General features: G+C 75.1%; 19 protein-coding genes. 4 read left to right on the forward strand and 15 right to left on the reverse strand.

Features of this window, described 5'->3' with window-relative positions:
- Window positions 1-572: 572 nt before the first annotated feature.
- Window positions 573-1,574 carry a DNA/RNA non-specific endonuclease gene (locus ATJ88_RS17235; RefSeq protein WP_098464893.1) on the reverse strand — a complete coding sequence of 334 codons (1,002 nt, stop codon included), beginning with the start codon at window positions 1,572-1,574 and terminating at the stop codon, window positions 573-575.
- Between the two features lie 207 nt (window positions 1,575-1,781).
- Between ATJ88_RS17235 and ATJ88_RS17240 the strand changes: the two genes are divergently transcribed.
- Window positions 1,782-2,393 (forward strand): PadR family transcriptional regulator, encoded by a 612-nt coding sequence (locus tag ATJ88_RS17240; RefSeq protein WP_245852525.1) that lies wholly within the window; start codon window positions 1,782-1,784, stop codon window positions 2,391-2,393.
- Window positions 2,394-2,400: 7 nt separating this feature from the next.
- Here ATJ88_RS17240 and ATJ88_RS17245 read toward each other — a convergent pair whose 3' ends face one another.
- From ATJ88_RS17245 to aztD, 9 genes are all read right to left on the reverse strand, one after another.
- Window positions 2,401-4,044 (reverse strand): outer membrane protein assembly factor BamB family protein, encoded by a 1,644-nt coding sequence (locus tag ATJ88_RS17245; protein ID WP_098464895.1) that lies wholly within the window; start codon window positions 4,042-4,044, stop codon window positions 2,401-2,403.
- A 64-nt stretch (window positions 4,045-4,108) separates the two neighbouring features.
- On the reverse strand, window positions 4,109-5,809 hold the full coding sequence (locus ATJ88_RS17250; RefSeq protein ID WP_098464896.1) for an outer membrane protein assembly factor BamB family protein: 1,701 nt from the start codon (window positions 5,807-5,809) through the stop codon (window positions 4,109-4,111).
- A gap of 94 nt (window positions 5,810-5,903) precedes the next feature.
- Window positions 5,904-6,905: a cytochrome d ubiquinol oxidase subunit II gene (locus ATJ88_RS17255; RefSeq protein ID WP_170023692.1), complete on the reverse strand. Its 1,002-nt coding sequence runs from the start codon at window positions 6,903-6,905 to the stop codon at window positions 5,904-5,906.
- A complete protein-coding gene (locus ATJ88_RS17260) occupies window positions 6,902-8,116 on the reverse strand; it encodes a cytochrome ubiquinol oxidase subunit I (protein ID WP_098464898.1) in 1,215 nt (404 codons plus the stop codon). The genes ATJ88_RS17255 and ATJ88_RS17260 overlap by 4 nt, the downstream gene beginning before the upstream one ends.
- Before the next feature lie 104 nt (window positions 8,117-8,220).
- Window positions 8,221-9,456 (reverse strand): ABC transporter permease, encoded by a 1,236-nt coding sequence (locus ATJ88_RS17265; protein ID WP_098464899.1) that lies wholly within the window; start codon window positions 9,454-9,456, stop codon window positions 8,221-8,223.
- Entirely contained in the window at window positions 9,453-10,340 is an 888-nt protein-coding gene (locus tag ATJ88_RS17270) for an ABC transporter ATP-binding protein (protein WP_098464900.1), read from the reverse strand. Before ATJ88_RS17270 ends, ATJ88_RS17265 begins: the two co-directional genes overlap by 4 nt.
- Window positions 10,341-10,481: 141 nt before the next feature.
- Complete coding sequence (locus ATJ88_RS17275; protein WP_098464901.1) at window positions 10,482-11,186, reverse strand: response regulator; 705 nt, start codon at window positions 11,184-11,186, stop codon at window positions 10,482-10,484.
- Complete coding sequence (locus tag ATJ88_RS17280; protein WP_098464902.1) at window positions 11,183-12,547, reverse strand: sensor histidine kinase; 1,365 nt, start codon at window positions 12,545-12,547, stop codon at window positions 11,183-11,185. Before ATJ88_RS17280 ends, ATJ88_RS17275 begins: the two co-directional genes overlap by 4 nt.
- A gap of 160 nt (window positions 12,548-12,707) precedes the next feature.
- Window positions 12,708-14,027, reverse strand: coding sequence for a zinc metallochaperone AztD (gene aztD, locus ATJ88_RS17285; protein WP_098464903.1), 1,320 nt, complete (start codon window positions 14,025-14,027; stop codon window positions 12,708-12,710).
- A 144-nt stretch (window positions 14,028-14,171) separates the two neighbouring features.
- Here aztD and ATJ88_RS17290 point away from each other — a divergent pair, with 144 nt between their 5' ends.
- Window positions 14,172-15,017, forward strand: coding sequence for an MBL fold metallo-hydrolase (locus tag ATJ88_RS17290; protein WP_098464904.1), 846 nt, complete (start codon window positions 14,172-14,174; stop codon window positions 15,015-15,017).
- Here ATJ88_RS17290 and ATJ88_RS17295 read toward each other — a convergent pair.
- The gene (locus tag ATJ88_RS17295; protein WP_245852527.1) at window positions 15,010-16,368 is read right to left on the reverse strand and encodes a YibE/F family protein; all 1,359 of its coding nucleotides are present in this window, start codon (window positions 16,366-16,368) and stop codon (window positions 15,010-15,012) included. The genes ATJ88_RS17290 and ATJ88_RS17295 overlap by 8 nt on opposite strands.
- Window positions 16,369-16,464: 96 nt before the next feature.
- Here ATJ88_RS17295 and ATJ88_RS17300 point away from each other — a divergent pair, with 96 nt between their 5' ends.
- A complete protein-coding gene (locus ATJ88_RS17300) occupies window positions 16,465-17,493 on the forward strand; it encodes a DMT family transporter (RefSeq protein WP_098465446.1) in 1,029 nt (342 codons plus the stop codon).
- Window positions 17,494-17,524: 31 nt separating this feature from the next.
- Here the strand turns inward: ATJ88_RS17300 and ATJ88_RS17305 are convergent, their stop codons facing one another.
- Both ATJ88_RS17305 and ATJ88_RS17310 read right to left on the reverse strand, forming a co-directional pair.
- Window positions 17,525-18,160: a GDSL-type esterase/lipase family protein gene (locus ATJ88_RS17305; RefSeq protein ID WP_098464906.1), complete on the reverse strand. Its 636-nt coding sequence runs from the start codon at window positions 18,158-18,160 to the stop codon at window positions 17,525-17,527.
- A 122-nt stretch (window positions 18,161-18,282) separates the two neighbouring features.
- Window positions 18,283-19,731, reverse strand: coding sequence for an LVIVD repeat-containing protein (locus ATJ88_RS17310; RefSeq protein ID WP_245852529.1), 1,449 nt, complete (start codon window positions 19,729-19,731; stop codon window positions 18,283-18,285).
- Window positions 19,732-19,887: 156 nt separating this feature from the next.
- Between ATJ88_RS17310 and ATJ88_RS17315 the strand changes: the two genes are divergently transcribed.
- Window positions 19,888-20,586, forward strand: coding sequence for a DUF305 domain-containing protein (locus tag ATJ88_RS17315; protein ID WP_170023693.1), 699 nt, complete (start codon window positions 19,888-19,890; stop codon window positions 20,584-20,586).
- Window positions 20,587-20,649: 63 nt separating this feature from the next.
- Here the strand turns inward: ATJ88_RS17315 and ATJ88_RS17320 are convergent, their stop codons facing one another.
- Window positions 20,650-21,456, reverse strand: a complete 807-nt coding sequence (locus ATJ88_RS17320) for a CPBP family intramembrane glutamic endopeptidase (protein ID WP_098465448.1) — start codon at window positions 21,454-21,456, stop codon at window positions 20,650-20,652.
- Between the two features lie 76 nt (window positions 21,457-21,532).
- A complete protein-coding gene (locus ATJ88_RS17325; protein WP_098464908.1) occupies window positions 21,533-22,186 on the reverse strand; it encodes a biliverdin-producing heme oxygenase in 654 nt (217 codons plus the stop codon).
- Between the last annotated feature and the right edge of the window lie 89 nt (window positions 22,187-22,275).

Here is a 22,275-nt window from a genome sequence, read left to right on the forward strand (position 1 = left end):
CCTGTGGTGCGGGCCGGCGCCGCCGCGAGTCAGCGCGGATTCCCGCGAGTCAGCGCTGGCTCCCGCGAGTCAGCGTGGATCCCCGCGAGTCAGCGTGGATCCCCGCGAGTCAGCGCGGATCCCCGCGAGTCAGCGCTCGGTCGCGCGAGTCAGCGTGGCGCGGTCGGGTTCCGGACGTGCGAGGGGGCCGCGCGCCGTCGCGTTCACGGGCGCAGGGCGCCCTCCACTTCGGGTCTGACGACGACGCGCGGCCCCCTCCCACGTCCTTTCAGCGTCGCGTCCGATGTCGGTCCCGCAACCAGCACTGACCGGTTGCACTTTGCGCAGACTCGCGCGCAACTGCGCTGAGTCGCGTCGGCGAGCGCTGAGTCGCGGGAGCCTGCGCTGAGTCGTGGGGCGGGGCGCTGAGTCGGGCGGCCGTGCGCTGAGTCGCGTCGGTGAGCGCTGACTCGCGGGAGCCTGCACTGACTCGCGGGGATCAACGCTGACTCGCGGGAGCCCGTGCTGAGTCGCGGAAATCCGTGCTGACTCGCGGGACCGCGCGCTGAGTCGTGGGGCGGGGCGTCAGCAGCTCAGGGGGTCAGGGTGAGGTCGGTGGGCGTGGCGACGGGCGACCAGCCGGTCGGGACGGTGCCGACGGCCAGAGGGGCGGCGGGGCGGTCCTCGTCGGGGAGCGGGGCGAGGACGTCGGCCGCCACGAGCGGGCCGAGGTCCAGACCCGTCAGCGACTCGACGTCCGCGACCGGGACCTGGAACGTGCGGAACGGGCCGAGGGGCGGGACCTCCCCGACGGCGAGGGCGCGGGCTGTCGCGGCACGCAGGTCGGCGGTGTCGAGCTGTGGGGACTGGTCGAGGACGAACGCCGCCGCGCGCAGGACGGGCACTGCCGTGCCCCCGGTGTCACCATCGACGTCGACACCGGCAGCAGCGTCCGCACCACCACCACCAGCACCGGCACCGCCACTGGCGCCGGCACCGGCACCGGCGTCGAGGGTGGCCCACGCGGCGACCTTCCAGAAGCGGCGGGGCAGGGCGACGCCGCGGTACACGGGGTCGGTGGGGTCGAACGCACAGCCGGTGTGGACGACGACGCGGTGCCGGTGGGCGTCCGCGTAGGCGAGGACGTGGTCCTCGAGGCCGTTCCACAGCTCCTTGGACTGGTTGAACCGGTCGACCTGGGGGGCGGCGTTGGAGTAGACGAACGTGGCCTGCCCGGCGGCGCGGGCCTCGGCGGGCGTGCCCCACATGGGGTCGAGGCGGCGGACGAGGTGGCCGCGGTCGAGGGGGTTGCGGGCGTAGAGCTCGGGTCCGGCCTGCTCGGCGGCGGGCGCCTGGGGGTCGAGGCGCCAGGTGCCGCTGCGGGGCAGCGGCCGGAGGCGGGCGCCGTCGATCGTGCAGGCGGTGGCGGCGGCGAGGCGGCGGACCGGGTCGAGCAGCACGGTGAAGTGGGGGTGGTCGAGGTGCCGCAGCTCCCGGGGTCCGGGGGCACCGGGGCCGTCGGGGGTCGGGCGTGGCGCGGGCAGCGGGACGGCGAGGTCGTCGGGGCCGAGGAACGAGGCGTCGTAGCCGGTCACGGGTGCGAGCCAACCACCTTCCTCCGACACGCGCCCCCGTCGTGCCGGGCGAGTGCCGACCCGCGCGACGCGCGGGACACACCTCTCCGCGGGCGGCCGGAGCGTCGCGTGACGCCACCGACGCTTGCTAGCGATATATCGTTGATGTATCTTCGATACGTCGACGGAGCATCCCGCCCGTCGACCCGTACCGAGAGGAACCACGCCATGCGCACCCCGAACAACGACCCCTTCATCGACCCCTTCGACCTGCCCCGCGAGCGTCGCCGCGGCGACCACCCGCGCGGAGGCCGAGGCCGCCGCGGCGGCTTCGACGCCGGATGGGAGACCGGTCCGCGCGGACCGCGCCCCGGGTTCGGCCCCGGCGGACCCGGCGGCCGCGGACCCCGCCGCGGACGCGGCCAGATGCGCGCCGCGATCCTGCTCCTGCTGGACGAGGGCCCCCGCCACGGGTACCAGATCATCACCGAGCTCGCCGAGCGTTCCGAGGGTGCGTGGCGGCCCAGCCCCGGCGCCGTCTACCCCGCGATCTCGCAGCTCCAGGACGAGGGCCTGGTCACGCTGTCCGACGACGAGGGCCGCCGCCTCGCCACCCTCACCGACGCCGGCCGCGAGCACGTGGCCGCGCACCGCGACGAGCTCGGCACCCCCTGGGAGGGCGGCCCCCGGCACGGCGGGCACGAGGTGCACCGCGCCCTGCGCGACCTGCACGGCGCCGTCGAGCAGGTCGTCCGCACCGGTACGCCGGAGCAGGGCCAGGCCGCCGTCGACATCCTCGACAAGGCCCGCCGCGAGGTCTACCTGCTGCTCGCCGGATGACCCCCGCTCACGGGGACAGACCCGCCAGCCCGGTCGGCCACCAGCGCAGCAGGTGGCCGTCCACGGCGAGGTCCACGCCCCAGCCGTCCTGGCGGAGGTCGACCGACCACAGGTCCTCCCCCGTCGACACGTCGAGCGCCCGCCACACCGACACGACCGCTGCGTCGGTGTAGGCCGGGGCGACCGTCGCCACGACGGTCCCGTCGGTGAACACCGACTGGATCTCCCCCGTGCGCTGGTCCTCCCCGCCCGACGTGGCCGGCTCCGTCGCCACGTCGTCCCGCACCCACAGGACGCTGCCGTCCGCGAGGTCGAGACCGAGCACCCGGTCCCGGTCGTCCAGCACCACCGCCACCCCCGACGTGCGCGCCAGCAGCTCGCGCGCGCCGACCCGGGTCCGCCACACCTCTGCCCCCGTGGCGTCGAGGGCGACCGTCACGCCGTCCTGACCCACCAGCCACCGGTCGGCCGCGACGCCCGACGTCGCCCACGGGTCGAGCAGCCGCCCCACCACCACGAACCGCAGCCGACCCTGGCCGTCCAGCACGTGGTGCCGCCACCCGCTCTGCCCCCAGCCGCCGGTCGACACAGCGTAGCCGCCGTCCGCGAGCGGCCGCACCTGCCGCACGCTCTCCGTGTCGGCGTCCGCCAGGACGCTCAGGTCGAGCGGGTCCCCGTCCGGCGTGAAGTAGGCGAGGATCCCGCAGCCCGACACCCCCACGAGCCGCTCGCTCACGGCGTGCTCCACCGCGCCGCGCCGCTCCAGCTCCGCGGTCCGGCCGCCCGTCGACCACCGCACGCACTGCTCCTCGTCCAGCACCTCCCCGAACGGCACCGTCCGCGTCCAACGCACCTCCCCCGTCACCGCGTCCTCCAGCCGTACCTGCAGGTCGTATCCGTCGTCGATGTCGCCCACCACCGCGAGGTCCGTCATCGGGTCGCCCTGGAGCTGCACGTCCACGTCGTCCGGCGACCCCACCCAGCGGGCCGTCATGACCGACGCCCCCGGCCCCGGCACCGCGAGGTCCACCGGCTCCGACAGCTCGCGGCGGGCCAGGACCGTGCCGTCCTCCTCGACCACCAGCACCGTCGTCGCACCCGCGCGGTCCTGCCCCAGGCAGACCACGCGCGAGGACCGGGTGACCTCGGCGGTGTCGGACCAGAACGTCAGCCCCGGACCGCAGGTGCCCGGCCGGTCCACCAGTGCGACCGACCACCGGGTCTCCCCCGTCTCGAGGTCCACCCCGAGCAGCTCGGCCGCCCGCTGCACCGCCACGACGTCACCCGTGACCGCCGCCAGACCTCCCGGCACGGCCCGCTCGTCCGCGACCCCGTCGACCCGCCACACCTCGCGCGGGGGGAGCGACAGGTCGACCACGCCGCCCGCCGCCTCGCGCAGGGCCGCCTCCCGGCCCCGGTCCATCGCGGCGTCCACCACGACGCCCGTCCCCGCCAGGGCGACCACCGCCACGAGCACCCCCCAGCGGGTGTGCCGGTGGGTGCCGCGCCACGCCCGGCCGACCCGGCCCCGCCGCGTCCCGGCGTCGTCGTCGAGGGTCGCACCCGCGGGCGCGTCGGGGGTGGCGACCTCGCCCTCGTCAGGCACGAGATCGAACGTGAACGCCCCCTCGGGGCGGCGCCTGCGCCCCACTCCCCGACGGTAACCCCGCCCGGGAGTCCTCACCGGGTCGGCGGCGTCACCGCCCGCGGTCCCGTCAGTCCGTGCCGAGCGTCCGCACGGCGCGGACCTCGTACCCGCCCCGCCCGGTGAACGACAGGTCGAGGAGCACCGGCTCCCCGTCGACGGCGACGAGCCACGGCAGGCCCCACCCGCTCTGCTCGTCCCGCTCCGGCACGACGTCCGGGCCGAGCACGTCCAGGGTGGGCTCGCCGGTGGCGAGGTCCACGGTGAGCAGGGCGTACTGGCTGGCGCCGCCGAACGCCCGGTAGCCCTCCACGAGCATGGTGACCCGCACGCCGTCGGTCACCGCCGCGAGCGGGTTCCACTCGGACGCCGCGCGGTCCGGCGCGCCCAGCCCCGCCGCCGTGAGGGGCAGGCGCCACCGCTCGGCCCCGTCGGACGCGTCGTACGCCACCGCCTCGCCCCAGCTCACCGCGACGACCGTGCCCGCGGTCTGCGTCACCATCGACGTGCTGTCGCCGTCCTCGTCGACCCGCCACAGCTGCTCACCCTGTGCGTCGAGGGCGACGGTGACGCCCCTGCCCTCGACGGCGATCGTCGGCAGCCCGCCGGAGCCGTCGGCCGCGACGGGCGCGAGGAGCTGCTCGGTCCGCCGGTCCGGCGTGCCGTCGGCGCGCACGACCCGGGTGCCGGTGCCCGCCGCGACGAAGAACGTGCCGTCCCCCGCGACCTGGACGCCGTCGCCGCCGTGGTACCAGACCTCGGCCCCCAGGTACTCCCCGTCGGGTGCGGGCAGCTCCGTCCCGTCGGCGCCCGCCCGCGCGGCGGCCCCGCAGAACAGGTACGAGACCAGGTGGGGCGTCGCGACGACCGTCGGCGCCCGCAGGGTCGCCTCCGGCGCGTCGGGGTCGTCGGACACGAAGAAGTCGTAGCAGCCCGACGTCGTCCCGAACTCGCCCGTGTCGGCGAGCGGCACGTCGAACCGGAGGTCACCGGTCAGGGCGTCCTCCACGCGGACGGTCCCCGTGGCCGTCGGCCGTTCCAGGGCGTCGATCTCGGCCCACGGGTCGGCGTCGGAGCCCTCGAGCTCGAGGTCGACGCTCTCGGGCACGCCCGGGTCGTGCCGGACGACGACGAGGCCGCCGTCACGGGCGGGGGCAACGATCTGGTGGTCCAGGCCGTAGGTGGCGGCGGGCAGGTCGCGGCTGCCGGTCACGTCGCCGTCGGCGGTCAGGACGGTGACGCGCGCGCCGTCGTCGTGCACGCACGTGACGACGTCCATGGGGGTCGCCCAGTCGACGGCGCCGGCGACCTGGGGGCGGGGCCCGCACCACGGATCCGCGCCGACGGAGGTCCGCCACGTCTCGGTGCCGGACACGACGTCCCAGCCGACGACGTCGTCGCCGTCGACCAGCGCCAGCGTCCCGTCCGGCAGCACGGCCGCGAGGTCGTCGGACTCGGCCTCCGCCGTCACGGCCAGCGGCCCGGCCAGGGAGAGCACGCCGCCGGGCGCCTCCCGCAGGCGCTGCGCCTCGGCGGACGCGGACACGGCCGACGTCGTCGCCCAGCCGCCCGCGACCACGACGACCAGCGCGCCCGCCGCGAGACCGGTCAGTCGGCGCTGCCGCGGGGGCGTCGCACGCCACCGGTCGCCCGCGCGACGCGGCCACGACGGCGGGGCGGGCGCGACGGGTGCGTCGTCGTCCGCCGGGGCGTCGCCCGCGTCGTACGAGACGTCGAAGGAGACCGTGCCGGTGTCGCGCCGTCGTGCCACAGGCGCAACCTAACGCGTGACCGCGGCTCGCGCGCGGACCGCCCGGCGTGCCGCGGGCCGCGCGGCCCCGACCGGCGGCACCGGCACCCGCGCCTCAGAGGTACGCGACCTGCGGGGCACGCCGGCCGCGCAGGAGCCGCCACACGGACCCCTGGACGACGGCCACCAGGACGACGGCCGCGAGGACGGGCCAGGTGAGGCCCGCGAGCACCTGCCCGGGCGCGGCGGCCGCGACCACCCCGGGGCCTGCGACGGCGGCCGTCACCACGACGGGCAGGGCGGCGGTCAGGAGCCCCGCCGACCGGACGGTGGCGGAACCGGCCGCCCCCCGGTCGAGGTCGAACAGCGCGGCGAGCGCGACGACGGCACCGAGGAGGAGGGCGAGGGCGGCGCCGACGGCGGCCCCGGCACCACCCCCGAACGCGCCGAGGGCGGCGAACGCGGTGAGCGCGGCCACCACCGAGTACAGGCCGAGCGCCGCGCCGACCTGACGCCGGGCACGGTCCGCGACACCCGGGACGTCGCGCAGGCGCGCGGCCAGCAGCAGTCCGCCGTGGACGCGCACGCCGAGCACGCACAGGGCGGCGAGCAGCACGGGGACGGCACGGAACGGGACGACGCCCGGGCCGGTGACGTCGTGGCCGGCGGGCAGGGCGAACAGCAGCCAGGCCGTGCCGAGCAGGGCGCCCGCGGCGGCGGGCAGGGCGACGCCCGCGACCTGCGCGGCGACGTCCCAGGCGGCGCGCCCCCGCGCCCCCGGGAGGCGGCTGCGCAGCCACACGGCCGCGTCCCGCACCACCCAGGCGACGAGCAGCGCCACGACCAGCGGGTAGCCGCGCGCCCACAGGGCGGACTCGACCTCCCAGAACGCCCCGACGAGCACCCCCGCGGCGGCCACGAGCCACACCTCGCCGAGCAGGAGCAGCGGTCCGACCGTCCCGAGCACGGTGCGGCGGTACCGGTCGCGCGTCGTCGGGTCCGGCGCACCCCCCGTCACGGTGCGGGACAGCTGGAGCGCGCCCTGCGCGGCGCCGTCGACCAGCACCCAGCCGGTCAGCAGCCCGGCCAGCAGCAGGCCCCACCCGGCGGCGTTCACCGGGTGCTCCCGAAGGCGAGGACGTCGGGCGTCGGGTCGGGGCCGAGCAGGTCGGCCGGTGGTGCGCCGAGCGCGAGCTGCTGGTCGCCGCGGCGTGCGAGGCGGGTGAGCACGGTCCAGTCCGTGACGGCGAGCGTGCCCATGACACCCACCAGCAGCACGAGGGAGACGAGGACGGCCGTCAGGGAGGCGTCGGACACCGCGTCCTGCGTGCGCAGCACGCCCACGACCGCCCACGGCTGGCGACCCACCTCGCGGGCCACCCAGCCGAGCAGCGCCGTCGCGAAGGGGACCACCAGGAGCGCCGTCAGCACCCGGTACAGCCCGTGCCGCAGCGGCCGCCAGAGCCGGAACAGCGCACCGCGCACGAGCAGCAGGAGCAGGACGACGCCGCTGAGGAAGGTCATGAAGGCAACGAGGTCCATGACCCCGTAGGCGATACCGACGACGGGGACCCGGGCCGCCTCGCCGTCCTGGAAGTACGTGAACTGGGCGAAACCGGACGCGATCGCGACGAACGAGCCGGCCGTCCCCGTGACGAGGCCGGCGCGCACCGACCGGCGCCACAGGTCGTCGTCGGCGCCCGGCGCGACCCGCCGCAGGTGCCGGACGCTCACCCCGACGAGCAGGAAGCCGCCCGCCATGAGGCACGCGCCGAGGGCGTGGAACGACGAGACCAGCGCGGCCGGGTTCGTCACCAGCGCGCCCGCGTCCGCGATCCGCGCCTCGCCGTCGACCATCACGTACCCGACGGGGTGGCGCAGGAACCCGTTCGCGACCATCACGGTGAACGCCGACAGGTAGCCCGTCGCGACGACGCCCCACAGCGCCGCCGTGTGCACCGCGCGCGGCAGCAGGTGCCAGCCGAACACCCAGACGCCCAGGAAGGTCGACTCCAGGAAGAACGCCAGCATCGTCTCCACCACCAGCGGGGCGCCGACCACCCCGCCCGCGACCTCCAGCAGGCCCGGGAAGTGCAGCCCGAGCTGGAGCTCCATGACGATGCCCGCGGCGACGCCGAGCGCGTAGTTCACCAGGTAGAGCTGCCCCCAGAACCGGGTCGCCCGCTCGAACACCTCGCGGCCCGTGAGCGCCCACCGCGTCTGGAACACCGCGACCACCGGTCCGAGCCCCAGCGTCACGAGGACGAAGAGGAAGTGGATGCCCGCCAGCAGCGCGAACTGCAGGCGGGCGGCGTCGACGGCGGTCATGCGGGAGACGCTAGGCCGCACGACCGCCGTCGTGACCCCTTCTCAGGGTTGTTGGGGGGTTGTCCCGGACAAGGTCCGGGGGCTACCCCTACCTCCCGGCGCCGTCAGGCCTGGGCGCGCAGCGCCTGCTTCCACGAGAGCCGGCCGCCGGTCTGCAGCAGCGCACCCCGGAACGCGCGCTCGCACACCAGCAGCGCCGCGACCGCGAACGCGACCAGGCCGAGCATCGACAGCACCGGCTCCCACCAGGCGGCGTCCCCGGCCAGGACGCGGGTCGGCATGGCGACCACGTTGGCGAGCGGCACGTACGACAGCACCGTCTGGAAGGTCCCCGACGCGCTGAACGTCAGGAAGTACACCGCCATGATGACCATCGTCAGCGGCGTCGTCGTGTGCTGGAGGTCCTCCGACCGGCTCGCGAGCGCCCCGGCGACGGCGAACAGGGCCGCGAGCGCCAGGAACCCGACGGCGAAGAACAGCACGAACCACACCAGCGACGTCGAGAGGGCGGGCAGGGCGAGCGAGATCGGCGAGACGGTCACCGCGACGAGCCCCACGCCGGCGAACAGGAGGGTCTGCCCCACCGCGATGACGGAGTTCCCGAGGATCTTGCCCGCGAGGAGCTGGCGCAGCGGCACGGCCGTCGCGATGATCTCCACCAGGCGGGACTGCTTCTCCTCCACGACGGACCCGGCGATCATCGTGCCCGACGTCAGCGCGCCGGTGAAGAACAGCAGGGACAGGGCGAACGACGCGAAGAACAGCGTCTGGGCGTCCGTCGCGGCCGGGTCGAGCTGCTCGGTGGTGAGGGTCGACCCCGCGCTGAGCTCCTCGACGGACGTGCCCGCCGCGGCGGCGTTCGCGCCGACGACCTGCGCCTCGACGCCCGCGGTGACGAGGCGGGTGAGCGTGCCGTCGGGGGTGCTCTCGGCCGTGAGGACCCAGCCGTCGTCGCCCGGGTGCAGCCACGCGTCCGCGTCGCCGGCGGTGAGGGCCGTGCGGGCGGCGGCGTCGTCCGCCGTCTCCAGGACGACGATCTCGTCGCCGGTGCCCTGGTCGTCCGCGAGCTCGGCGGCGGTCGCCACGGCGGCGGCGCCCGTGGTGTCGGCGCTCGACACGGCGACCGTCGTCGTCTCGACGCGGGAGCCCTGCCAGGCGAAGAACCCGGCGAGCGCCGCGAGGACGCCGACCGAGACGACCAGCCCGAAGACGAACGACTTGTTGAGGGCGCGCACGACGATCTCGCGCTGCATCACCAGCAGCCACGCGCCGCGCGCGCCGTCCGGGTCGACGGCCGCGGTGTCGCGCTGCGGGGTCGGGGTCGGGGTCAGCGTGGTCATGCCGTCACCTCACGGTAGATCTGGGCCAGGGAGGGCCGCACGGGGCTGAGCTCGTGGACGGGACCGCGCTCCAGCGCGGTCGCGAGGAGGCGCTGCACGGCCGCGTCGTCCGCAGCCTCGACGAGCGCGACGGGGCCGTCGACGTCGACCGTGTGGACGCCCGGCACGCCGCGCACCCAGCCGGCGTCGTCGGCGACGACGAGCCGGTGCCGCACCGCGCCCGTGTCCTGCAGGGCGGCGGGGGTGCCGTCCGCGACGACCTGCCCCGAGCGGAGGATCACCAGCCGCTCGCACAGCCGCTCCACGAGGTCGAGCTGGTGGGAGCTGAACAGCACGGGCACGCCGCGGGCCGTGTGCTCGCGCAGCAGGTCGACCATGCCGTCCACCGCCGTCGGGTCCAGGCCCGAGAACGGCTCGTCCAGCACGAGGGCGCGGGGTCGGCCCATGAGCGCCGCCGCGATCTGCACGCGCTGCTGGTTGCCGAGGCTGAGCTTCTCCACGTGGTCCTTCGCCCGCTCCCCCAGGCCGAGGCGCTCCAGCAGGTCCCGCGCCTCCGAGCGGGCGGACCGCTCCGCGACGCCGCGCAGCCGCGCCAGGTAGACGAGCTGGTCGAGCGCGGGCTGCTTCGGGTACAGGCCGCGCTCCTCCGGCATGTACCCGAACGTGCGGCGGTCGGCCCGCGTGATCGGCGCGCCGTCGAGCAGCACCTCCCCCGCCGTCACGGCGAGGACGCCCATGATCATGCGCATCGTCGTCGTCTTCCCGGCACCGTTGGAGCCGACGAACCCCGTCAGCAGGCCACCGGCCGCCGTGAAGGAGACGCCGTCCACGGCGCGGCGGTCGCCGAACGTCCTGGTCAGGTCACGGACCTCGAGACTGGTCATGGGACTCACGCTACGCAGCGGGCGTCCGCGGCGGATCCGTCGCGGGACGGACCTGGTCGTGTCCGCCTCGGGGCGGAGCCGACGTCGTGGCGATGATTCCTCACGGATGGACCGCTGATCAGGGAGGAAGCACCGCGACGGCTACCCGGCGAGCCCGTGCCGGTGCACGTACACGACCGCCTGGACGCGGTCGCGCAGGTGGAGCTTCGCCAGGACGTTCGACACGTGCGTCTTCACGGTCGCCTCCCCGAGGAACAGCACGCCCGCGATCTCCGCGTTCGACAGGCCCCGGCCCACCTGCTCCAGCACCTGGCGTTCCCGCGCCGTCAGCCGGTCCAGCCCCGGCGCCGGCCCCCCGGCAGGTTCCGGGGCCGCTGCGACGGGGCCGGCCGCAACGGCGGGAGCGTCCGTCGTGCGGGGTGCCGCCCCGCCCGCGACCATCCGCTCGACGACGCGACGCGTCACCTCCGGGGACAGCAGCGCGTGCCCGGAGGCGACCGTGCGGACCGCGTCGACGAGGTGGTCCGGGTCCGCGTTCTTCAGCAGGAACCCGGACGCCCCGGCGGCGAGCGCGTCGAACACGTACGCGTCGTCGTCGAACGTGGTGAGCACCAGCACGCGGGACGTGCCCTCGGCGACGACCCGGCGGGTCGCCTCGATGCCGTCCACGACGGGCATCTGCACGTCCATCAGGACGACGTCGGGGCGCAGCGCACGGGCCGCCTCGACCCCGGCGGCGCCGTCGGCGGCCTCCCCCACGACGGTGAGGTCGTCCTCCAGCTCGAGGATGAGGCGGAACCCGGAGCGGACGAGCTGCTGGTCGTCGACGAGCAGGACGGAGGTCACGACGCCTCCTCCGGCAGCGGCAGGCGGACCCGCACCCGGTAGCCGCCCGTGGCGCGGGGGCCGATCTCCGCGGTGCCGTGGTGCACGGCGACGCGCTCCCGCAGCCCCATGAGCCCGAGCCCCGTGCCGGCGGAACCCGGCCGGGCGCGACCGTCGTCCAGCACCTCGGCCTCGACGAACCCGTGGGCGAACCGGTCACCGGGGGCGGGCCGCCGGTCGACGCGCACCGTGACGCGCGCCGACCGGGCCGTGGAGTGCTTGCGCACGTTCGCCAGCGCCTCCTGGACGGTGCGGTACAGGCTGAGGCCGAGGGGCGCGGGGACGGCCGCGTCGACGCCCGGCGGCTCCGCGACCAGGAGGAACGTCACGTCGAGGCCGTCGTCGGCGTCGGCGAGGGACGCGACGTCCGCCAGGCCGGGCTCGGGGGCGCGCCCGGCGGGCGCCCCGGCGTCGTCGGCACCCCGCAGCGTGCCGACGAGGCCGCGCATCTGCTCGACCGCGTCGCGGGACGCCGCCTCGATGGTGGCGAGCGGCGCCTCCGCGTCCTGCGGGGAGCCACCCTTGGCCAGCACGCGTCGCGCTCCCGCCGCGTGGATGCCGATGACGGACACGTGGTGCGCGACGACGTCGTGCAGCTCGCGGGCGATCCGCAGCCGGTCCGTCACCACGGCCTGCTGCTGCAGCGCGTCCGCCTGCCGCGCGATCGTGCGTGCCTGCTCCGCGAGCTGGGTACGGCGCCGGGCCGCGTTCCACGAGAACTGCCCGGCGGCGATCGCGCCGAAGAAGTAGGCGATGTTCGTCAGCCAGTTCTGCACCAGCAGCGCGGTCAGGGGCGGCAGGAGTCCGGGCGGGTCGTCGAGCAGGCCCGCGTCGGCCAGGTACTCCTGCAGCGCCGTGCTCACCGCCAGCTGCCAGAACAGCCACCCGAACATCGCCAGCAGGCTGGCCGACACCACGAGCAGCATCGCCCGCCGGTCCCGCGCCCACGCCACCGCCGTGTACAGCGTCATGAAGTACACGACCTGCAGCACCGGCGTCATCGGGACCGCCGGGACGGTGAGGCCGACGATCAGGAAGTGGCCGTACTCGACCGCGAGCACCACGAGCGGGTACCGGCGGCGCACCACCAGCGGGAGCGTGCCCGCCACCGTCAGCAGGTACAGCAGCCAGGTCGGCCGGGACTCGTCGTCCCACAGGATCCCGCCCGAGCGAGCGACCTCCGTGCCGAGCACCGCCAGGACCGTCAGGGCGAGGCCGAGCCACACGTCGCGCCGGTACGCGGTCCGGGGGTCGGCGGGCAGCCGCTCGAAGTCGTCGTCGAGCGCGAACCACGTGCGCAGCGCCGTCAGGGGTGGGGCCATCCGCCCAGCGTAGGGACCGCGGGGGCGGCGTGGATCCCCCGTGAGGCGGAGCCGGGCGTCGGGCGCCTCCGTGGCGACGTGCGTGCCGACGTGGCCCCTCGGACGTCGGTCCCGGGTCCCACGTCGGCACGCACGTCGCCGTCAGGGGGTGGTGCGGGGGTCAGTGGTCGTGGTCGGCGTGCTCGTCGGCACCCTCGTCGGCGTGGTCGTGGTCCTCGGCGGGCAGGCCGTCGACGCCGTTGATCTCGTTCGGGACGACGTCGAGGTCGGCGCTGGCCCAGACGCGGCCCTCGACGAGGTCGACGGCGTGCACCTGGCGGTTCGCGGGGTCGGTGACGTACACCGAGCCGTCCAGCGTGAGGAGGGCGGGGCGCGGCTCCTGCCAGTCGGTGGGCTCCTCCCAGGCGTCGACGACGGGCACGGACGCGGTGATCCTCCCGGTGGCGGGGTCGATGACCTGCAGGTCGCCGTCGGTGGTGAGCACCAGCGCCTCGCCGTCGTCGCCGCGCGCGAGGGAGCGGAACGAGTAGGCCGCGGGCAGCTCGACGAGCCGCAGGCTCGCGTCCCGCGTGTCGACGAGGCTGACGGTGGTGGGGCGCTCGAGCTCGGCGTCGGGGTCGGTCTTGTAGTCGCCGAGGACGATCGGGGACTCCGCGGTGCCGGCCTGGTTGCCGATGCGGGAGTACTCGTCCGGGGTGTCGACCTTGGTGATCGTCCCGTCGGCGACGACGACCGCGCCGTCGGTGCAGCCGACGACGACGGCCTCGTCGGCGGCCATGGCCTCGCCGTGCACGCCCGGGCAGTCGTCGGTGGCGGCGAGCTCGCTGCCGTCGGCGGCGAGGAGGCGCACGCCGCTGCGCTCCTCCTCGGTGCCGTCGGTGACGAGCAGCGTGCCGTCGGCGAGCGGCACGGCGACGCCGTGGTGCGCGGCGGGGAGCTCGACGGTCTCGACGTCGGCGGCCGGGTCGGCGGCGTCGGCCGCCTCGACGAGCTGCACGGTGCCGGTGCCGTCGTCGAAGAACGCGGTGACGCCGTCGTGCACGACGACGTGGCCGGGGGTGGTGGCGGCGTAGGTGACGTCGGTGAGGGCGGGGTCGGCGGTGAACCAGTGGAAGTGGTCGTCGTGGCCCTGCCCCCAGGTGCCGAGGTCGAGGACGTCGAAGCCGCCGGTGGTGGAGACGGCGAGGTGGCGGCCGTCGCCGAGCGGGTTGAGGCGGTGGAAGCCGGGCAGGTCGACGTCGGCGACCTTCTCCAGCGTCTGGGCGTCGAGGACGACGATGCCGCCGTCGTGGGTGAGGGCGAGGCGGGGCGTCTGCGACGCGACCTCGCTCGCGACGGGCTCGTCGGCGGCCGCGGTGGGCTCGGTGGTCCCGGTGTCGTCGGGGGCGGCGGCCGGCGTGGTGCCGTCGACGCAGGCGGTGAGCAGGGCGAGCGGCAGGGTGAGCGCGAGGGCGCCGGCAGCGCGGGTGCGGGGTGTCATGGGTGTCTTTCCGTGTCGGGGCGCGACGACGTCACGCAGCGAATGAGAATCAGTCGCAGAAGCGGTCCTGAGCCTGCCACGGATGAGAACCATTTTCAAACAGGGTCGCCTGCCGGTGTCGGCGCCCTGTGCCACGCTGTCCGCATGACCGGTACGGAGCAGTTCTGGATCTGCCTCACCTGCGGCGTCGAGCACGCCGACCGCCCTGCGACCTGCGCGATCTGCGCCGACGAACGCCAGTGGGTGCCCGCCACCGGCACGGCCTGGGCCGGCCTCGACGAGCTCGCCGACGGCCGACGCATCGAGATCACGGAGCTCGAGCCCGACCTGCACGCCCTCACCACCCGGCCGGGCGTCGGCATCGGCCAGCAGGCCAAGCTCCTGCGCACCGACGCCGGGTCGCTGCTGTGGGACCCCCTCGGCTACGTCGACGACGACGCCGTCGCCACCGTCCGCGAGATCGCCGGCCCGCCCGGCGTCGTCGCCGTCGTGGCCAGCCACCCCCACATGTACGGCGTGCAGGTCGAGTGGAGCACCCGCCTCGGGACCCCCGGCGCCCCCGTGCCCGTGCTGGTCAGCGCCGCCGACGCCGGCTGGGTCGCCCGGACCGGCCCGCAGGTCGAGGAGTGGACCGGCGAGCGCGAGATCCTGCCCGGCGTCACCCTCAGCCAGCCCGGCGGGCACTTCCCCGGGTCGGTGGTCGTGCACTGGGCGGGCGGCGCCGACGGCCGCGGCGTCCTGCTCAGCGGCGACACGATCATGGCCAACCCGGACCGCACCTCGGTGAGCTTCATGCGCAGCTACCCGAACCGCCTGCCGCTGTCGGGGGCCGTCGCCGTCCGCGTCGCCGAGCACGTGGCCCGGCGGCCCTTCGACCGGCTCTACAACAACTTCGACGGCGTGATCCCCGCGGACGCGCGGGGCGTCGTGCTGCGCTCGGCGGAGCGCCACGCCGCGTGGGTGCGCGGCGACTTCGACCACCTCACCTGACGGCCGGCACCGCCCGCGCGTCGCCGACGCCGACCCCCGCGGGCGGGCCGGCACCCTCGCCGTCGTCGTCCTCGCGGTCGGTGCCACCGTCGTGCCCGCCGTGCCCGTCGGGCCCGCTCAGCTCGCCGGGCACGACGACGGCCGCGATCGCCGTGGTGAGGGGGATGGCCAGCACGAGGCCGATCGAGCCGACGAGGGTCCGCACGACCTCCTCCGCGATCTCCCCCGACGTGAGGGACATCAACGGGGTCTGGTCGAGCAGCCACACGGTGAGCAGCAGCGGCAGCGCCGCCCCGACGTACGCGAACGCGATCGTGTAGACCGTCGAGGCGATGTGGTCGCGCCCGATCCGCATGGCCCGCGCGAACAGCACCCGGCGCGGGGCGTGCGGCGCCATCGCGCGCAGCTCCCACACCGCCGAGGCCTGCGTGATCGTCACGTCGTTGAGCACGCCCATGCCCGCGAGCACCAGCCCGCACAGCGCGATCCCCCGCAGGTCCACCCCCGGCGCGAGGTAGGGGAGGTTCTGCGCCATCTCGTCCGACGCACCGGTGATGCGGGCCGCGCCGGTGGCCCACGCGCCGATCCCCGCCGTCAGCGCCAGGCCCGCCAGCGTGCCGAGCAGCGCCACCGTGGTGCGCGCCGTCAGCCCATGCGCCAGGTAGAGCACCACCAGCATGACGGCCGACGACGTCACCAGCGCCACGCCCATCGCGTCCTGCCCGGCCAGCAGCGCCGGGAACGTGAACCCCACGAACACCGCGAACGCCGCCGCCAGCCCGACCAGCGCCGCGAGGCCCCGCCAGCGCGCCACCAGCAGCACGACCAGCACGTACGCCCCGGCGAGCAGCCCGAACGGCACGTCCCGCTGGTGGTCCATGAACACGTACGGCGTCACCGTCTCGGCGAAGTCCCCGATGAACAGCGCCGTCACCCGGTCCCCCGGTTCCAGCACGAACCGGGCGTCCGCCTGCATGCCCGCCGTCGACCCGTCCGCCAGGCGGATCTCCACGTCGCCGGCCGTGGCGTCCTCGGTCGTCGGCCACGTGTCGCCGTTCGACTCCGCGAGCGGCCCCACCACGGTGGCGACCACCAGCTCGCTGCCCTCCACCACCACCGGCACCCGCTCCGGGACGTCGGCGGCCGCCGGCCACAGCGCCCACAGCCCCAGCGCGGTCGCGACGACGGCGGGCACCACCAGCAGCGCCAGCACCACGCGGGTGCGCCACGGCGCCGGCGGCACCGGACCGCCGTGGGAGTGGCCGTGCCCCGACCCGTGGGCGCCGTCGTGGTGGCCCGACGACGGTCGGGTGGCCCGGGCGTGGCGGTCGGCGCGCGTCTCGGAGGTCACGCCCCGCATGCTGCCACCGGCACGGCGGGACACGTCGGCACCAGGCGGGCGGGTCGGCACGGCGGCGCGGCCGGCCCGCGTGCCTACACTCCGTCGGTGAGCAACGCAGCCCCCTCGACCGTCGTCGGCGTCGCGGCTGCCGTCGTGGCCGGGCTGGGCGCCGCGGCCCAGACCCGGGTCAACGGGTCGCTGGCGGTGCACGTCGGGTCCGGGTTCGGGGCGGCGGTGATCTCGTTCGGGTCGGGCCTGGTGGTCCTGACCGTGGCGCTCGCCTGCTGGTCGGCGGCGCGCCGGGCGGTGCGCCAGGTCGCGGGCGCGCTGCGCGCCGGGCGGCTGCGCTGGTGGGAGGCGCTCGGCGGTGCGGCCGGGGGCTGCTACGTCGCGGCGCAGGGGCTCACCGTGGCCACGCTGGGCGTGGCGCTGTTCATGGTGGCGGTGGTCGCGGGCCAGTCGACCAGCTCGCTGCTGGTCGACCGGGCCGGTCTCGCTCCGGGCGGGGTCCGGCTGGTCACGCTGGGTCGGGCGCTCGGCCCGGCCCTGGCGGTCGTCGCGGTCGCCGTCGCCGTGTCGGGGTCGCTCGGGCGCGTCGAGGGCCTGTGGCTCGCCGTCGTCCCCGCGGTGGCGGGCGCCCTGCAGGCATGGCAGCAGGCCGTGAACGGCCGGGTCCGCGCCGCCGCCGGGCACGCCCCCGCGACGGGTCCCGGCCGCGCGCCGTCCGACGCACCCGCCGGCGCGTCGACGGCGTTCGCCGGGGTCGCTGCGGCCACGTTCGGCAACTTCCTCGTCGGCACGGTGGTGCTGGTCGTGGCGTTCGGGGTGTCGGTCGCGGTGGCGGGCCGGCCGCCGGGCAGCCTGCCGACCGACCTGCCCGCCGACCTCGTGCTGTGGTCCGGCGGGATCCTCGGGATCGTGTTCATCGCGATCCAGGCGGCGGTGGTGCACCGCATCGGTGTGCTGCTGCTGGGGCTCGGGATGATCGCGGGCCAGATCTCGGGCGCGCTCGCCCTGGACCTGCTCACCCCGGGCGTCCCGCCGCCCGGCCCGGCCACCTACGCGGGGGCGGCGCTCACGCTCGTGGCCGTGGCGATCCCCGTGGTGGAGACCCGCCTGCGGCGTCGCCCCTGATCGCGGGCGCCGCCGAGCGCCTGGCGGCCGGTCAGGGCCGTGCCTCACCGCCCGGCGGCAGGGCCGGCGCGCCGAGCCAGTCGAGCAGCGGACCGGTGACGGCGGCCGCGAGCAGCGCGTACCCGCCGGCGCCGGGGTGCGCACCGTCGCCCGCCTCGACCTCGCGGTGCCAGACGGTGGCGGCGACGGTCGCGGCGTGCGCGTCGACGAACGGCACGCCGAGCTCGCCGCAGGTGCTGCGCAGCGCCGCGGTGAGGTGCCGCACCCGGGCGTCCTGGGCGGGGTCGACGACGGCGGGCGGTCCCACGAGCAGCACGGGGACGGGCGCCACGGCCCGCACGGCGGCGTGCAGCGCCTCGACGGTGACGCCCGGGTCGACCCGTGGCACGCCGTCGACCGCGGTGGTGTCGTTGACGCCGAACGAGAGGACGACGCGCGGGTCGGCGGCCTCGACGAGTCGGGGCGCGACCTCGGCGGGCAGCCGTGCGGCGACCTCGACGGACGTCTGGCGCCGCACCCCGAGGTTGTACGCCGTGAGCGGCAGGCCGCGGGCCGCGGAGGCCGCGACGACGCGGCCCACCCAGCCGAGCGCCGTCGGGTCCCCGACACCGGCCACGAACGAGTCCCCGACGAAGCACACCCGCACGTCCCGCGTCCCGGAGGTCATGGGGGCAGCGTAGGAGCGTGCGGGCCGACGTGCCGCGAGCGTCCGGAGCCGGACGCGACGGCGGCCCGCCCTGCGTCGCAGGACGGGCCGCCGCTCAGCGGTGCCGGGGCACCGGGGTCGGGTCAGCCGTGGAAGCGGACCTGGCCCTGCGGGTTGAGCTCCCGGTAGGTGTTCGGCTTCTGCTTGCCGACACCCGCGGAGTCGTCGATCGACAGGACGTCGAAGCCCTGCTGGATGTCGTTCGAGAAGACGTACCCGTTGTAGTAGTACGCCGACCACGAACCACCGAGGACGAGCCGCTCCGAGGAGAGGGGGCCGCGGTCGAACCAGGCGATCTCCTTCGGGTTGGCCGAGTCCGTGAAGTCGTACACGGAGATGCCGCCCTGGTACCAGGCCTGGACCATGATGTCCTTGTCCTTGACCGGGATGAGCGACCCGTTGTGCGCGACGCAGTTCTCGGTGTTGGTGTTCGTGCGCGGGATCTTGTAGTAGCTCTGGAACTCGAGCTCGCCGTCCACGATGTCGTAGATGCCGTTGGCGCCCCGCTTCTCACCCACGGTCTCGTTGCAGGTCGCGGCACCGCCGCCGCCGAGCTCGTCGGTGAAGACGACCTTGGTGCCGTCGTTGTTGAACGTCGCCGAGTGCCAGAACGCGAAGTTCTCCGTGTCACGCACGTTGGAGATCACCACGGGGTTCTCGCGGTCGGAGATGTCCATGAGGATGCCGTCACCCATGCACGCACCGGCCGCGAGGTCGAGCTTCACGTAGGTGGTGATGTCGTGGCAGCCGGACGTGTTGGTGTACCCGCCGTCGGGGAACAGGACGGGCGTCGCGACGACCGAGGCCGTCTCGGGCGCCTTGACCGGGATCTTGACGATCGAGATGAGGTCGTGCGGCGTCAGGCAGTCGGGGTACGTCGAGCGCGGGCTGTACGACGACACGTACGCGTACAGGGTCCGGCCGTCCTTGGTCGGAGCCAGCGAGTGCGTGTGCGAGCCGCAGAGCGTCTCGACGGCCGCGACGTACGTCGGCGACGTCGGGTCGGAGATGTCGAAGATCTTCAGGCCTTCCCACGACTCCTTGATCGTGGCGGACTGCGCGACGCTGGAGCACGAGTCGTCGCTGCGCGACGAGTCGGTGGACAGCACGAGGATGTCGCCGTAGACGGAGATGTCGTTCTGGGAACCCGGGCAGACGACCTGGGCGACCTGCTCGGGCGCCGCCGGCTCGCTGATGTCGTAGACGGTGAACCCGTTGTAGTTGCCGGCGAAGGCGTAGTCGCCCTGGAAGGCCAGGTCCGAGCTGTACGCGGTCTCGGCGGCGAACTCCCCGTTCTTGGGGATGTTGGCGAGGAGATCCATCTTGAAGCTGTCGGACGTGCCCGGCTGGGTCAGGTCCTGGGGGGTCGCCGAGTCGTCCAGAGCGACGATGCTCTGGGCGGGCAGCGTGGCACCGTCGCCGGGTTCGGCGAATCCGGGTGCGGCGACGGCGAGGGAGCCGGCGGCGATCGCCGTGACGAGCGCTCCGGCGCCGAGCGCCCGGCGAATCGGGGGCGTAAACGTTTGACGCACTGGCGTCACACCTCCTTGGTAGGGTGCGCCCACTCTCACCTACTGTGACCTCGATCACCAGTAGGCACGCAGGAAATTAACAGGGTGGTGACAATGCAGGTCAAGGAATCTCCCAGCCCGCTCAGGACTCCCGGGAGCCATCGCGGCACCCGGACCGTGCGACGCCTCGGTGCGCTCGCCGCGGCGCTGGCGCTCACGGCCACGACCGTCGCCTGCACCGGGCCCGACGACGAGCCGGACACCGAGGCCGCGCCGCCGTCCAGCGTCGTGCTCCAGCCGGGCCGCCCCGGCGAGGACAGCACCACGATCGCGCCCGAGGACTACGAGCCCACCGTCACCGGGTCCACGCACAACCAGGCCGACGTCGACTTCTTCGCCGACATGATCCACCACCACCTCCAGGCGCTGGAGATGTCGGAGCTCGCCCCCGACCGCGCCCAGGACCCCGCCGTGCTGGCGCTCGCGGACCGCATCCACGACGTCCAGGCCGCCGAGATCCACGGGCTCGCCGCGTGGCTCCAGGAGCGCGACCTGCCGGTGCCCGTGGAGTTCGAGCAGGGCGACGGCTCCGGGCCACGGGTCCCGGACGGTGCCACGGACCACGACCACCACGCCGAGACGATGCCGGGCATGCTCACCGACGCCCAGATGGCGGAGCTGGCCGCGGCGTCGGGAGCCGAGTTCGACCGGCTCTACCTGGAGGGGATGATCCAGCACCACGAGGGCGCCGTCGACATGTCGGTCACCGTCATCGACGAGGGCACGGACGAGCGGGCGAACGAGCTCGCCACGGACATCGGCGCCGGTCAGCAGGCCGAGATCGGCCGCATGCAGGACCTCCTCGCGGACCTCTGACGGCCGACCGTGCGCCGCGCCCCCGGGGCGCGGCGCACGGCACCGCCCACGCCGCGGCGGCGCTCAGGGCGCGGTGACGAAGACGTCGAGCAGCTCGGGGCGGTGGCCGTGCACCAGAACGGCGAACACGACGGCGTCGAACAGCAGGTGCACCGCCACGACGTACGGCAGCGACTTGTACCGCGCGAAGATCCAGCCCTGCACGAGCGCGAACGGGATCGTCAGCGCCGGCCCCCACTCGCGGTAGCCGAGCTCCCACAGGAACGACACGAACACCACGGCCTGGAGCACGTTGGCGACCTGGAGCCCGAGGTGCCGGCGCAGCAGCGCGAACACGGTGCAGATGAAGAACAGCTCGTCCCAGATGCCGACGGCGTTGACGCCCACGAACAGGCGGGCGATGTCGCCGTCGTCCTCCAGGGTCGGCCAGTTGAGGTACGCCCCGGACGACAGGAAGTACCAGGGCAGCAGCAGGTACCCGACGAGCACCACGACACCCAGGTAGAGCCACTGCCCGCGCGTCCAGGGCACGCCCGTCGCCACCGGGAACCGCACCGCCCCGGCGCCGTCGTCGTCCTTGAACACGTACTTCGACAGCGCCCACGGCACGAGGACCGCGAGCGACAGGGCGACGGTGAACCGCAGCATCCCGGCGTCCGACAGGTCGGCCTTCAGCGGGATGGCGGACACGATCGCCATGCCGAGCGCGATGAGGCCGAGGTCGCGGCCGAGCCGTCGGTCGAGGACCAGCCCCAGCAGCACCCCCGCCACGAGCGGCACGTAGCCGAGCGGGCGCACGTGCACCGCGAAGAGCAGGATCGCCGCGCCGCAGGTCAGCGCGGCGGCGGTCAGCCGTCCGGTCGCCAGCATGAGGCGCACCCTACCGACGGCGGCCTCGGGGTGACGGTGCTCCGGCGGCGCGGCGGACATCGGGTGGCCGCGGCCGTCAGACGCCCGGGTGCCGCTCCCCCAGCTCGACGAACATCGCCCGGTTGAGACGGAACGCCTCCTGCGCCTCCGCGACCGCCACGTCGACCTCCGCCGGCGTCAGCGCGAGACCGTCCAGGCGCTCGCGGTACAGGTCCTTGAACGGCTTGGCCTTGGGGATCTCGGGGAAGTCGTAGAACTCCAGCCCGGCGGCGCCCATGCCGTAGTGGCGCTGCATCATCCGCTGGATGATCTGGCCGCCGGAGAGGTCGCCGAGGTAGCGGGTGTAGGCGTGCGCGGCGTACTGCGGCAGGAGCCCGCCGACCTCGCGCAGGCGCGCGACGTAGGCGTGCGTCGCCGGGAGGACCTCGATCTCGGTCGCCCAGGACGCGCCGACCAGGTGCGCGAGGTCCCGCTGGATCGCGGGCACGCGGGTGAGCTCGTCGAACACGAGGGTCGCACCGCGCGCGTCGCCCCGGACGGCGGCGCTCGCCTCCTCCAGCGCGGTGTAGACGGCGAGCTGCTGGGCGGCGAGGTCGGCGTAGGCGGCGACGTCGAGCCCGCCGGACAGCAGGCGGGACACGAAGCCCTCGTTCTCGGCCTGCTGGTGCTCGGAGCGGGTGCCCTCGCGCAGCAGGTGGGAGAGGGTGGCCTCGGTGGCGAGCGCGGACATGGGCGACCTCCCGGGGTGCGGCACGACGAGCCGTCCTGACAAGTTGTCAGGACCTGGCGCAACGGTAGCACTTGTTAGGCATGCCTACC

The organism is Isoptericola jiangsuensis, assembly GCF_002563715.1.
Classification (GTDB): domain Bacteria; phylum Actinomycetota; class Actinomycetes; order Actinomycetales; family Cellulomonadaceae; genus Isoptericola; species Isoptericola jiangsuensis.

Coding starts and splice junctions, on each gene's coding strand:
- ATJ88_RS17240 (WP_245852525.1), top strand. CDS start 1,782: ATGCGCACCCCGAACAACGACCCCTTCATCGACCCCTTCGACCTGCCC.
- ATJ88_RS17260 (WP_098464898.1), bottom strand. CDS start 8,116: ATGACCGCCGTCGACGCCGCCCGCCTGCAGTTCGCGCTGCTGGCGGGC.
- ATJ88_RS17265 (WP_098464899.1), bottom strand. CDS start 9,456: ATGACCACGCTGACCCCGACCCCGACCCCGCAGCGCGACACCGCGGCC.
- ATJ88_RS17270 (WP_098464900.1), bottom strand. CDS start 10,340: ATGACCAGTCTCGAGGTCCGTGACCTGACCAGGACGTTCGGCGACCGC.
- ATJ88_RS17280 (WP_098464902.1), bottom strand. CDS start 12,547: ATGGCCCCACCCCTGACGGCGCTGCGCACGTGGTTCGCGCTCGACGAC.
- aztD (WP_098464903.1), bottom strand. CDS start 14,027: ATGACACCCCGCACCCGCGCTGCCGGCGCCCTCGCGCTCACCCTGCCG.
- ATJ88_RS17290 (WP_098464904.1), top strand. CDS start 14,172: ATGACCGGTACGGAGCAGTTCTGGATCTGCCTCACCTGCGGCGTCGAG.
- ATJ88_RS17305 (WP_098464906.1), bottom strand. CDS start 18,160: ATGACCTCCGGGACGCGGGACGTGCGGGTGTGCTTCGTCGGGGACTCG.
- ATJ88_RS17320 (WP_098465448.1), bottom strand. CDS start 21,456: ATGCTGGCGACCGGACGGCTGACCGCCGCCGCGCTGACCTGCGGCGCG.
- ATJ88_RS17325 (WP_098464908.1), bottom strand. CDS start 22,186: ATGTCCGCGCTCGCCACCGAGGCCACCCTCTCCCACCTGCTGCGCGAG.